At 38.6% G+C, this 12,042-nt stretch carries 10 protein-coding genes; 5 read left to right on the top strand and 5 right to left on the bottom strand.

The genetic code is table 11. The features are described 5' to 3' along the window. Nucleotides 1-648, top strand: coding sequence for an OB-fold nucleic acid binding domain-containing protein (locus Q7J54_01630; protein ID MDO8740255.1), 648 nt, complete (start codon nt 1-3; stop codon nt 646-648). Here the strand turns inward: Q7J54_01630 and Q7J54_01635 are convergent. Continuing rightward, nucleotides 640-1,491 (bottom strand): stage II sporulation protein M, encoded by an 852-nt coding sequence (locus Q7J54_01635; GenBank protein ID MDO8740256.1) that lies wholly within the window; start codon nt 1,489-1,491, stop codon nt 640-642. The genes Q7J54_01630 and Q7J54_01635 overlap by 9 nt on opposite strands. 97 nt (nt 1,492-1,588) lie before the next feature. Here Q7J54_01635 and Q7J54_01640 point away from each other — a divergent pair, with 97 nt between their 5' ends. Next, the gene (locus tag Q7J54_01640) at nt 1,589-1,996 is read left to right on the top strand and encodes a translation initiation factor IF-2 subunit beta (GenBank protein ID MDO8740257.1); all 408 of its coding nucleotides are present in this window, start codon (nt 1,589-1,591) and stop codon (nt 1,994-1,996) included. Then, nucleotides 1,997-2,149: a hypothetical protein gene (locus Q7J54_01645; GenBank protein ID MDO8740258.1), complete on the top strand. Its 153-nt coding sequence runs from the start codon at nt 1,997-1,999 to the stop codon at nt 2,147-2,149. A 301-nt stretch (nt 2,150-2,450) separates the two neighbouring features. Here the strand turns inward: Q7J54_01645 and Q7J54_01650 are convergent, their stop codons facing one another. The 3 genes from Q7J54_01650 to Q7J54_01660 are packed head-to-tail and all read right to left on the bottom strand — an operon-like array spanning nt 2,451 to nt 8,836. Further along, nucleotides 2,451-5,993, bottom strand: coding sequence for a DNA polymerase II large subunit (locus Q7J54_01650; protein MDO8740259.1), 3,543 nt, complete (start codon nt 5,991-5,993; stop codon nt 2,451-2,453). Between the two features lies 1 nt (nt 5,994). Continuing rightward, nucleotides 5,995-7,584: a DNA-directed DNA polymerase II small subunit gene (locus tag Q7J54_01655; protein MDO8740260.1), complete on the bottom strand. Its 1,590-nt coding sequence runs from the start codon at nt 7,582-7,584 to the stop codon at nt 5,995-5,997. Between the two features lie 28 nt (nt 7,585-7,612). After that, on the bottom strand, nt 7,613-8,836 hold the full coding sequence (locus Q7J54_01660) for an ORC1-type DNA replication protein (GenBank protein MDO8740261.1): 1,224 nt from the start codon (nt 8,834-8,836) through the stop codon (nt 7,613-7,615). 295 nt (nt 8,837-9,131) lie between these two features. Here Q7J54_01660 and Q7J54_01665 point away from each other — a divergent pair, with 295 nt between their 5' ends. After that, nucleotides 9,132-9,950 carry a helix-turn-helix domain-containing protein gene (locus Q7J54_01665; GenBank protein ID MDO8740262.1) on the top strand — a complete coding sequence of 273 codons (819 nt, stop codon included), beginning with the start codon at nt 9,132-9,134 and terminating at the stop codon, nt 9,948-9,950. Nucleotides 9,951-10,055: 105 nt separating this feature from the next. On the opposite strand, the gene Q7J54_01670 is transcribed toward Q7J54_01665, so the two are convergent. Further along, complete coding sequence (locus tag Q7J54_01670) at nt 10,056-10,376, bottom strand: hypothetical protein (GenBank protein MDO8740263.1); 321 nt, start codon at nt 10,374-10,376, stop codon at nt 10,056-10,058. Here Q7J54_01670 and Q7J54_01675 point away from each other — a divergent pair. Continuing rightward, on the top strand, nt 10,375-11,532 hold the full coding sequence (locus tag Q7J54_01675; GenBank protein ID MDO8740264.1) for a proteasome-activating nucleotidase: 1,158 nt from the start codon (nt 10,375-10,377) through the stop codon (nt 11,530-11,532). The genes Q7J54_01670 and Q7J54_01675 overlap by 2 nt on opposite strands. Nucleotides 11,533-12,042: the final 510 nt, after the last annotated feature.

Below are 12,042 nucleotides of genomic sequence, written 5' to 3' on the forward strand. Positions count from 1 at the left end.
ATGGCAAATGAAATAAAACGGTTGGTGGCGTACAAGACTAAAATTTCTAGTTTGATTAATGGAAAATACTTTAAAGAAGAAGGCTGGGCATCTAATTATGTCCTTGCAGGAGACAATACAAAGCTATCGCGAGTCAATATCATAGGTATTGTTGTTGCAAAAAATACAGATCAAAATAACAAGTATAGTGAAGTTCTAATTGATGACAGTTCTGCGAAGATCGGCCTGAGAAGCTTTGAAAAGAATGCTGCTTTGGAAAATGCAAAGATTGGCGATATTGTGTTAGTTATTGGGAGGCCGAGAGAGTTTGGAAATGAAAAATACATCCTTGTCGAAATATTGAAAACATTGAATGATAAGGATTGGCTGGAATTAAGAAGATTGGAATTAGGCCTTGAAGAAAAATCAAAAGAAATTTCAGAAGATGATGCTGAAGAGGTTATCATGGATGATGTTGAAAAAATGCCTGGCGATTCTCAAACAGATGTGATTGGTATAATAAAGAAGCTTGACACGGGTGATGGAGCAGATTATGATGAAGTCGTGCGCAATTCAAAAAACAGCTCTTGTGATGATATTATAAGTCATCTTTTGAAACAAGGCGACATATTTGAGATACGGGCCGGCAAGCTGAAAGTTCTAGAATAGTTTTGGTGTTAGATAAACTTCAATAAATGCTGCGAGAACTAAAAATCCGATAGCAATCAGCAGCAGATCTGAGACATCGATAAGTATGCTGAAAAAATTCTTTGTCTGAAAATGGCGCCTTATGACTGCTACTGAGATTATCCCGCCAGCCAGAGCGCCGTATATGTATGCTATTATCTCTGGCAGGCCATGTATGAAATACCTGAGCAAGCCAAGGGAAATCACTTGAAAATATGTGAATGCATTTACAGACCCCACTGACAGCGCATAATGCGCAATGTTTGTTCTTATAAAATTTCCAATTGCAGTTGCTATTACAGAAGCATTCCAAGTTAAGATGAATATTGCCCCGGAACCATAAATAAAGGAAAATAGAATGCAAAAGGCCAGCACTTTTAAGTTGTTCAGAAGTATTTTTGAGAATAGTGTGACTTGTGAGACAGCATTCCCTGCTATTTGGTTGTTAACGCTGGTTATTGTCTGCGCTTGTTTTTGAAACAAAAACGCCACTGTAGAAGATGGCAGGACAGTGTACCAAAAAACAAATGCAACAGTCATCCCTAAAAAAAGGAATAAAAATATCAATATCGCCTTTGAGTGCTGCTTTAGGCGCAGCCTCTCATTTGACAGCTCCATGTCCTTATATTCCTCTAACTTCAATGTGTTATATATGATAGGCAACGCCGCCATCACTGTAAAAAATACCATGACCATGCTCGCTTCTTTTTCAAAAATCCACAGCGAAAGAAAAATTGCTGCAGAGGTGTAGACTAATCCGATAAAAAACATCTCCCATGGCTGCTTCTCTGCCTTCATTGGGAAGATTATTGATTCTAATACCATGAATTATTTAACTAATCAGAATTATTTAAATATCTTTTGATTAAAACATGGCAAATAAACATTAAATTTAAAAAAAGAAGCAGATTTCTCTTATTTCATGGACTATGAAGAATTGCTTGACAAGGCCAGAAAAGAGATGCCGAGTGCTGTATTTGAAAAGGAAAGGTTCGAAATACCGAAAGTTGTTGGCCATATCCAGGGCAACAGGACTGTAATCGGCAATTTTTATCAGATTGCAGATATACTTAGAAGGGATGCTGCACATCTGGTGAAATATATTCTGAAAGAGCTGGCCACTCCTGGTGAACTGACTAAAACAGCTTTGATAATAGGCACAAAGATCAGCGCTTCAAGGATCAATGAAAAAATCAGGCAGTATGCTTACGAGTATGTTTTGTGCAGCGAATGCGGAAAACCAGACACACAGATCATCAAAGAAGGAAGTGTTCCATTCCTGAAATGCACTGCCTGCGGTGCAAAGTATGCATTGAAAGGAAGAGTTTAAATGATTGTAAAGCAGCATAAAACAAAAGACGGCAGATTGATTCTTAGTTTGTGCGATTCTGGCCTTATTGGCCATGTATTCGAAGAGGGCGATCTGCAGCTTAATCTTGCATCTGATTTGTCAAAAACCACCCATCATAGATGGGTGGCATGAATGGCTTATGCCTCTAAAACCATCCCATTCATCTTGGTGGTTTTTGAGCATGCTCAGAAACTTTACACAATCCGGATTAAGATTGGCTTTCAGCCACTAGTCTTAGACTAGTGGAAAGTTTCTGACATTTATAAAGGTGAAGAGGCTGATGAAAAAAAGATTGAGCTTTTGGTTAAAAAAGCGTTCACACTCATCTTTATTGGCAATGAAGCTGTTAAGTTCGGGTTGTATCATAACTTGGTCATCGAAAAGAACATAAGAAAAATATGCAATGTGCCTTATACAGAGACAATATAGGCAATTAGCCAAACCATTTCCCTAATCCTGCCTGCTTCTCTTTCTGCTTTCCAAACACTCCTTCAATCATTCTTTTTGTGAGCTCTAATGTCTGTTTCAGATATGCTGGAAGATTATATTTTTCAGCCAACGAAAGAGTCGGCTCGAGATATTTTATAACACTCCCTTCCGATACAGTAAATATTATTTTGCCGCCGCATTTTGTGCACTTGCCTATTAATGGCGGCCTTCTGAATTTTTCATTGCATTTGACGCATCTAAATTGCTGTGTTGAGAATTTTCTCAGGTTGCCTCTTATGTCCCTCAGCAAGTGTTTTTCTATTACGAGCCGGGCAACGTCTACAGCATTAACTGCCCTTATTCTTTCAGCAAGATCCATTTGGCCCTTAAGCTTTTCCTCCATTGAAGGAAGTGTCTTATATGCCGAGCACATCACTCCTGAATTTATGCTCGAAACATCGTGTGTAAAGCCAAGGCCTTCATACTGCGCTGCTGTTCCAAGCCGCTTGCCTAATTTTTCTATTTCGACTTCCCAGGGATATTTGTATTTCGATGCCGCATCATAAAGATCCAGAGGATATCTCCGGACAACATCCATTCCGTGGACCATGTCATCAACTTCGCCGGGGATGAGCTTGGTTGTCAAAACAAGCGGGCTGTCCATCGTCCTGCCGCCGCGCTTATCTGGCAAAAACTGTCTTGAAAAATTCAGCAATGCGTCCATCAGCAGTATTATGCAGCATTCGTCGCCATCGCAGTCGCGGCGTAACGCAGCATGCCAAAGCGGATGCGCATAGCATCCCTGAGTTTCTGAAAATCCTATTACGCGGCCAATCATCCCGGCCGAAATGTGCGGCGCAAGCCCAATAACGATGCAGCCAATTAAATCTTCCTTGGTTTTAAAAGTATAAAAAGGCTGCTGGCCATACATCACAACTAAAAGTTCATCAACAAAATTCGCCATTCTCATCAAAACAAGGTCTGCAGTCTCATCAAGTGCTTCCTGGCCTGCAGGAAGGATAATGTCCTGGGGCCTGAGTTCGATTATTTGGTTTACTGACTCCAATTCTTTTCCGAAAATATCTTTTTCATAACCCAGTTCTTTCAGTTTCTGAAGCGATGTTTTGATCTCTTTTGGCTTAAAGTGCGTTATTGGCAGCTCAGTCATATCATACCTTATTGTGCCATCCTTGTTTACATAAACATCGTGCTTTGCCCTGATGATTCCTTTCAGTATGTTTTCGGGGATATGGTCTTTATTAGACGTTCCCCTGACGCCTTTGATCAGATCAGGATTTGTCTTTGTTTTTAGTTTGTTATTCAAAACAGCATCAAAAAGCTCATTTATGTTTATATCCTGCGTTTTGAATGTTGCTGCTGGCCCGTGTTTCTTGCACACCTGCTCTTCTATGTTTCCGCATATTCTGCAAAAAAATCTTTTCTTTGTTTTTTTATCGCATGTCTCGCAAACAGACAAAACTGTCTCTTTGTTGCAATGGCTGCAATAATAGATGGGAAAGTCTGCCCTTACCTTTCCGATTTCTGCCGCGGATTGGAACGAGCGCAACCTTCCTCCTTCTTCACCTACAGGAAATAACACTTGCGGGCTGCCAGTAAGCTTCCTCATTTTTGCTTTTTCAGGCCTGCCCATTCTTGCACCGATAAATGTTCCTGCCTTATCTCTCAACTTTATCTCAGATACCAGGTTTATTATTTCTAAAGGATTTTTTTCTTTGTTGTTTTTTGTAAATTCCTCTAATTCTGCAATCTTCTCGTTTGAGGTTATATTTAAACTGGCTAAAATGGACTCTGCTTCTTCTTTTTCAATAACAACAAATTCTTCACTAACTGCGAGATGCGGTGCGCCAACTAGCTCGAGGATTCTTTTTGCATCTTCCTTAAATGGCAGAATTATCTTTATTATTTTTTCTTCCTTGACAATATTGGCTTTCTTGAGCCATTCCAAAAATAAAATAAATTGGTCTGTTGATATGGTGCTCCAATAATAGCTGAAGCCTGGATGAAGCGGAATGTTTAATTTTTTTGATATGTTTATTGCATCTAGCGCCGAAATCTTTTCCAATGGATTTTTTAATATTTTAGTCAATATTGTTGCGGGCACTTCTACAAGATCAGATAATTTTTCAATATCCAACGATCCGAATAAATTTACAGTTGCTTTTTCAAGCTCTTGCACATACCATTCTTCGCAATATCCTGCAGGAACAAGCACATGGCCATTTTCAGAAAAATCTCCATGATTGATCAAAATGTCCCCTAAAAAAAGTATCTCGGCTATATTCCCCAAATTGTCTTTTGCTTCCTCTTCAGTATTTATTTTTATGACATTGCCGTTGTTTAATTTTACTATCGGCCCGTCTATTGCATCGCAGCTCGTTACTGCAGTCGCTTTTCCTGGCCGCTCTATTTTTAGTTGCGTGCCCACGGCAATATATTTATTCAGAATGTGCATGGTCGCAGGGTGAATCGCCGCTGCGCTGAACCCTGATGTTCTTGAACGCCCATAACGCAGGCGAAATCCTCCTGCTACTGAAGGGTATGATAAAACAGGCCTGCCGGCAACTAGATCTGCGATGTATGTGTAATTCGGAGTAACTTTTAATTTCTTCTCCTTTTCTTCTGTTCCGGATTTTTTCTTCTTTTGCAGCTCTAAAAATGTTTCCAAGAACGACCAGTCTATGTCAAAATCTTTTTGAAATTTTTGCAGTTTCTTCCACAGTTTTGGCGCTTTTAACGCTAACATCGATACAACAAGGCAGACACCGCTGCGAATCTTGTTTGTCGATAGTCTGTCCATGTCTTTGTAGTTGCTGACTTCGATTTTTTCCGTAGGATCACCGTCAACTTCCACCGGAAGATTTTTCACCAAAAAGGCAATTTCTTCTTTGCTCGGCTTATATTGAAGATTCGTTACAAATTCATGGTAATCGTAGAGCTCTGTTATGGTTCTGTTTATCTCTTGTTCATCGGGATCGTAAACATCATATCCCATTTTTTTTCTTACATAGTCAGCTATCACCACGGAAACTGATGCTCCTGTCCCTCCTGCTCCTCTTACTGGCCCTGCATAGCTTAGCGCGAGATAATCTTTGCCATCTCTTCTCTTCTTTATTTTTAATTCCACAAAACCTTCTAAAGGAGCAGAAACTATGCCCAGGGTATGGTATGCAAATCCCACCCTTATTCCAGTCTCCATTGCCTCTTTCCTATCGCTAAATTTGCAGAACTTTTCCTGCGCAACTTCTTCTGCTATTTTTAATGCTACTTCCCATGCAAGCGCGCCATACTCTTTTTCCAGCTCACGTATCCTTTTTATCATTCCAGAGCCAAGAAGCTTCGTCGTAACCGCAGATATCAGCCCTTCTACGCGCTCAGCCATATCATGCGCCAGGGGAATGTCAACTTTTTCTTCAGGATCATATCCTTTTTTCCTCGCTTCATTGGCCACCTTATAGGCTGCGCTCAATTGCGCCTCTATCGCTTCAAAATATTCCTGCATTTCTTTGCTTTCTGATTCTTTATTCATTTTAACCAAATCTCAAAATCTTGATTTTTCTTGTTTGTAAATTTACTATTGGCACCCTTGCCGGCTCTGGATGATGCCCCACCTTTTCCTGAAATGTTGTTTTTGACTGCCAGCAAGAGCCGCAAATCATAGTTATATTTTTGTAAGCTGCAACGCAAGTTTTATGAATGTGGCCGGTGGCAAAAAAATCAGGTATCATATCTATCACAAGGTAATCTTTATTTGTGTCTGGTATGTAGAGTGTTGATGTGTGTGTTGGTGCGAGATGCCTTCTTCTTAACAGGAAGGACATTATGAGGTCTGCCCTGTCATAGCCTCCGTTTCTCCTTATTGAATCTACGTGGGCAACATAATAGTCAAAAGAATATCCGTGATAAAGCAGTACATCAAAACCTGAAAAGTCCTTTGTTTCGTGTATCCTTACAACTGCCGGGTTTGATACCATGGTCACATTGGGCAATTGCCAAATAGCTCCTGCGAAATCCTTATAAAGCTGCGGCTGAGGTTCAGCAATGCGCATTGCATCGTGATTCCCCGGGCATATGATGATTTGAATGTTTTTTGGGATTTGTTGAAGCAATTCTGCGCATTTATTATACTGCTCATAAATGTCTTTGATATCTAGTTCAGAATCTTGCTCCGGGTAAACCCCTACGCCATCAACAAGGTCGCCAACAATAAAGAGGTATTTTATTTTTCCAGCTATATCTTGCTGCGCTTCATCACCAAGCCCGCCATTAATCCATTTTAGGAATTTGTTGAATTCTTCTGGCAAGAATTGTTTTGAGCCAACATGCAAATCTGATAAAAAAATAGCATATGCTTCATCTGGAGATTTTTTAAGTTCTCTTGTCAGAGGAACTTCGGGCCAAATGATGTTGTCTGCAAACACTATGTTGTCGCCATTAACACCAACTATGCCGATAACCTCGTCCATAACTATATTTAGCGCTTCCGCATATAGTTCTGGCTTGCTTTTATTCACCAGCACTTTTATTTCGCCTGTCGGATCTTCAACAACCATCATGAGATTTTTGTTTTTTGTTTCTGCTATTTCTTTGACTATGCCGATAAGCGATATTTCGCTTCTGTCCTTTTTTGACACTATTTTGCTGATGGATGTGAGATTTTTAATCTCTTGCCTGTTTCTAAGCATCTTTTCAAGCGCTCTGTGCCTGACAGTAAAAAACGAAACAAAATCCTGCGCTTCTCTTTGTTTCGGGTCATCAACATAAGAAAAAATCACTTTAACGCCATTATCCGGAGGCAGAATTTTTTCCTCTTTTTTTTCTTTTGATAAAAACTCCAGAAATTGACCATATACTTTTGAATTTTCATTTTTTTCAAATTTGGTGGCGGCTTTTTCAAATTCCTTCCAATTAAGCTCTATGTTCTTGTTCTTATCCAGTATTTGCGTTATGTCTCTGTTTAGAATAAGGATTTCTTCAAAAAAGTCTTTATTTTTTAGGTTTTCATGAAACTTGTTCAGATCAATATCCTTGATTGCCGCAAATATGTCTGGGTTTAACAGGATGCCTTTATCATAAAAAAATCTTACAATTCTCTTTTTATTTTCTGTTTCGTCATCCATTTTAGGCAAGAAGGGTTATTCTTGAGCATCAAGCTAATTCTAACTCTTCCTCCAGTATCTTCTTTATTTTTGGCTGTGTTGTTGGCGGGATTGAGAGCGATATCTCCCTCGTCCTTCCATATCGGCCCTTCGATATCACTTTCGTGCTTATAACGCCAAGCATATCCAGCTCGGCTATTATGTCTGACATCCTTCTTTGTGTTAATGGCCTCAAGCCGATTCTCGAGCACAATTTTTTGTAAAGGTCGTAAACTTCTCCTGTAAACACCAGATCCTTCCTGTTTAAGCAGACAGAAACTATCGAATATAATGAGAGTTGAAATTGTTTTGGTTGTGTTTTCACGATATCAATGATCCTGTCATGGTCTATCTTGTCTTGCGCTTCATCGATGTGCTCTATTTTTAAGGATGCTTCATCTTTTCTTTCAGCTATTTCGCCAGCAACTCTCAATAACTCTACTGCTCTTCTTGCATCTCCGTGTTCTCCTGCCGCATAGGCAGCGCATTTTTCAATTACTCCTGCTTCTATTGCTCCCTGTTTAAATGCCTTTTTCGCCCTCTCCCTCAATATATCCTGCAACTGCAGCGCATTGTAAGAAGGAAAAAAAATTTCCTCTTCACTTAACGAGCTTTTGATTCTGGGATCAAGGTTGTCTGTGAAAAGCAGATCATTAGATATGCCGATAATTGAAATTTGGGATTTGTTAAGTTCTGTGTTCATTCTGGTTAGATTATATAAAATTCCATCTCCTGCTTTTTTGACGAGTTGGTCTATTTCATCCAAAACAAGCAACAGCATCTGCTCTTTCTGCTCCATTATGTTAAAAAATATTTTATAAATTTCGTCTGTCGGCAATCCCGTAGATGGGACTTCCTTGCCCAGCGCCCTGATCAGCTGGGCAACAAGCCTGTATTCCGTATCAGCCACTTTTTTTAGTTTGCAATTTATATAGATGGGAATTATTGGTATTTTTTCCCTGCTGGCTATAGAATATAATTGGTTGGTTGTGTGAATTGTTGAAAGTGTTTTTCCGCTCCCGGTTTTTCCATATAAAAAGAGATTTGATGGTTTTTCTAATTTAAGCGCCGGAGCAAGAATTTCTGCTATTTGTTTTATCTGTTCTTCCCTGTGGGGCACCGTGTCTGGCGCATACGCCGGTTGCAGAAAGTTTTTTTGTGTGAATATCTTAGATTCTTTTTTTAAAAAACGTTCAAAAAAAAGATTTATGTTGGTGTTGTTATTTTTTGCCATTTTACTTGTTTCCAGAAGAAGTGGAGCTTTAAATATTTTTTCATATTAAAAAATACACACCCCCTTATTTCTATTGGAAACTATAGTTTTGTTTTTTGTTTTTAGTTGTTGTTTTATTATTTACAATATTGAAAATAAATATATATTACAAAAACCTAAAAAAATACAAACACAATCTCCATAAGAAATGACGGGGTCTCTCACACACATTCATTACTATATGATAGTCAAAAATAGAAAGATTTAAATATATGTGTTGCTTTCTGAAGTAAAGAAGGTGGTGGGGAGTTATAAAATGATCGTACAAAAAAACTTTTTAAATAAATTAAAAGATTTTGGATTGAATAGTTATGAAGCCAAATTATGGACTGCGTTGCTTTCTCGCGGCGTTTCTACTGCTGGCGAACTGAGCGATATTGCAGGCGTTCCAAGAAGCAGAAGTTATGATGTTCTCGAAAGCTTGGAAAAGAAAGGGTTTATAATAATGAAGGTAGGCAAACCAATCAAATACCTTGCAGTAAAGCCTGAGGAAGTTGTTGAGCGTGTTAAAAAAAGAATAAGGGAAGATGCGCAGAAAGAAGAAGAAATTGTAGACGAAATCAAAAAAACAAATACGCTCGTTGAATTAAATTTATTGCACAAACAAGGCATTGAGCTTGTTGATCCTACTGATTTAAGCGGCAGCATAAGAGGCAGAGACAACATCTATAACCATCTTGATTTTATGATTAAAAATGCTGAAAAGTCCGTTGTGATAGTAACAACTGCAGACGGCCTTGTCAGAAAAGCAAAAGAGCTTAGGAAAACCTTGGAAAAGGCAAAAGAAAGAGGGGTGAAAATAAAGATTGCATCTCCTTCAGGAAAGGAATCGCAGGAAGTTTATAAAAATTTAAAAGGAATCGCAGAGTTTAAGCACATAAACGATCCGCAGGCAAGATTTGCAATTGTTGATGGTAAGAGTCTTTTATTCATGCTGATGGATGACAAAAGCATTCATCCGAGCTATGATGTTGGCGTTTGGGTCGAAACACCATATTTTGCGTCAGCATTTGAAAGTTTCTTCAACAACAGCTGGCAGAAACTGGATGCGGCTGAAAAGGTATTGAATAAGTAGTTTTTAGGTTTTTTGAAGTGATTCATATGCCGGAGAAGTGCAAGCTTGTTGTTGATTGTTATACGTGCCTTGGCTCTGCAAGGTCAGATTTACGAGGTTTTGAGTTCATTTGGGGTATAGATTGTACTTGAATATTTTTCCTACAATCAGGGCATCGTAATCACTTATAATATCTGAAAATTCATTTGTTAAATCCATCATAATCTTTCTATACTGGCTAATATTTTCAACTTCCATATCCAACTCATAATTCCATTTCCCCAATGCCTCGATAATATACACAATTTTGTTATTGGCTCTGCAAATAAACTGAAAATTTGTATTTTCTCTTTTCTTTTTATATACTGAACAATGCCCGTTTAGATTTTCAACGTAGCCGCTAATAAACCACAATCTTTTTATATCTACTTCTATTCCCCTGCGCATGCTCGATCAAAAAAGCAATGGAGAGACCAAAAAGATAGACTCCATCATATACGGCTATACAACCAGCACAAATGCCTTTGAAGAAGAAAATAAATTATTAAAGGAAACAGTTTCCAAGTTCAAGGAAGAGCTCGAAACATTCAAGAAAATGCCGCTGTTGGTTGCTGAAGTGAAAGATGTGGTGGAAAAGAACGCAATAATAAGGCTGCAGAACGGCAACGAGTTCTTTGTCAACATTTCCAGCGAATGTGGAACAATTTTTCCAGGAGATTCAGTTCTTATGGAGCAGAAAAATCTTACAATATTGAGGAAAATTCCATTTTCAAAGGTTTTCAATGTTGAAAAGTTTGTAATAATCGAGAAGCCCACAGTAACTTGGAAAGATGTTGGCGGCTTAGAAGCTCAGGCAAGAGAGATACAGGAAGTTATTGAATTGCCGCTTAAAAATCCTGAATTATTCAGGAAAGTGGGCATACAGCCGCCCAAGGGGATATTGTTTTACGGCCCGCCTGGAACAGGCAAGACATTATTGGCAAAAGCAGTCGCATCTTCAACAAATTCAACTTTTATTGAAGTTGTTGGATCTGAATTAGTCCAGAAATTCATTGGAGAAGGAGCGAAATTAGTCAAGGAGATTTTTCAGCTGGCCAGGGAAAAAGCGCCCTCTGTGATTTTTATAGACGAGCTTGATGCGCTGGCTGCAACAAGGATTGATATCGGAACATCCGGCGAGAGAGAAGTGCAGAGGACATTCATGCAGCTTCTTTCTGAGATAGACGGCTTTAAGCCCTTGGGAAATGTCAAGATTATAGGGTGCACCAATAGGAAAGATATTTTGGATCCTGCAATTTTAAGGCCTGGAAGATTAGACAGGCTGATTAAGATTCCTATTCCGAACAAAGATGCAAGAAAAGAAATTCTAAAAATTCACACAAGAGAAATGACGCTTGACAAAGGAATAGATGTTGACTTGGTTGTTAGAGACATGGATGGATTTTCAGGAGCAGAGATAAAAGCAACATGCACGGAGGCGGGGTATTTTGCGATAAGGGACAAAAGAACAAAGGTTTTTAAAGAGGATTTTGCCAAAGCGATCGTAAAAGTGAAGGCAGAAGAGGAGTTAGAAGGCGAAGATTATATGAAGATGTTCGGGTAGAGTTTTCCCCCCTTTTATTGTAAAGACCAAAATATCTATGTGGACATAATCGTTTCTTACCATTATCATCATCACCGCCGTAGAGATAGTTTTTTGGTTTTAATCAAAATCTTAAAAAAAATATTGAAAGAACTCCAAAAAATTGTGTATAACTCTCTATGTGCGAAAGTGCTCATATTTTTCGCTTTTAAGCCATATCTCGGCTGTTTTTTAAGATTCATGATCGTGTTTTTTGTCGTTCTTGTTTGATAGATTAGCTTATCTGAATTTAATCTCCTTAACCAAATTTTAATTAATGGCGTGCGCTCAGCAGTTACTTCCTTCGTCATCAGCTTTCGCTTCAGTGGGTGTTCACTAGTTCATTGCACACGCCGTTCTTAGGAATAAACCGATATATTTAAATCTTTATACTTACAATGTAAGTAAATATTGGAAAGATTATTAAATCATACTCACAATGTAAGTAAAAAACAACAATGTTTTTAATTAAATACTTACATTGACAGTATA

The organism is Candidatus Woesearchaeota archaeon (assembly GCA_030651135.1).
Taxonomy (GTDB): domain Archaea; phylum Nanobdellota; class Nanobdellia; order Woesearchaeales; family JACPBO01; genus JACPBO01.

Excerpts from the sequence above, each read along its gene's own strand:
- Q7J54_01645 (MDO8740258.1), top strand. The coding sequence starts at position 1,997 with ATGATTGTAAAGCAGCATAAAACAAAAGACGGCAGATTGATTCTTAGT.
- Q7J54_01635 (MDO8740256.1), bottom strand. The coding sequence starts at position 1,491 with ATGGTATTAGAATCAATAATCTTCCCAATGAAGGCAGAGAAGCAGCCA.
- Q7J54_01630 (MDO8740255.1), top strand. The coding sequence starts at position 1 with ATGGCAAATGAAATAAAACGGTTGGTGGCGTACAAGACTAAAATTTCT.
- Q7J54_01650 (MDO8740259.1), bottom strand. The coding sequence starts at position 5,993 with ATGAATAAAGAATCAGAAAGCAAAGAAATGCAGGAATATTTTGAAGCG.
- Q7J54_01675 (MDO8740264.1), top strand. The coding sequence starts at position 10,375 with ATGCTCGATCAAAAAAGCAATGGAGAGACCAAAAAGATAGACTCCATC.
- Q7J54_01660 (MDO8740261.1), bottom strand. The coding sequence starts at position 8,836 with ATGGCAAAAAATAACAACACCAACATAAATCTTTTTTTTGAACGTTTT.
- Q7J54_01670 (MDO8740263.1), bottom strand. The coding sequence starts at position 10,376 with ATGCGCAGGGGAATAGAAGTAGATATAAAAAGATTGTGGTTTATTAGC.
- Q7J54_01655 (MDO8740260.1), bottom strand. The coding sequence starts at position 7,584 with ATGGATGACGAAACAGAAAATAAAAAGAGAATTGTAAGATTTTTTTAT.
- Q7J54_01640 (MDO8740257.1), top strand. The coding sequence starts at position 1,589 with ATGGACTATGAAGAATTGCTTGACAAGGCCAGAAAAGAGATGCCGAGT.
- Q7J54_01665 (MDO8740262.1), top strand. The coding sequence starts at position 9,132 with ATGATCGTACAAAAAAACTTTTTAAATAAATTAAAAGATTTTGGATTG.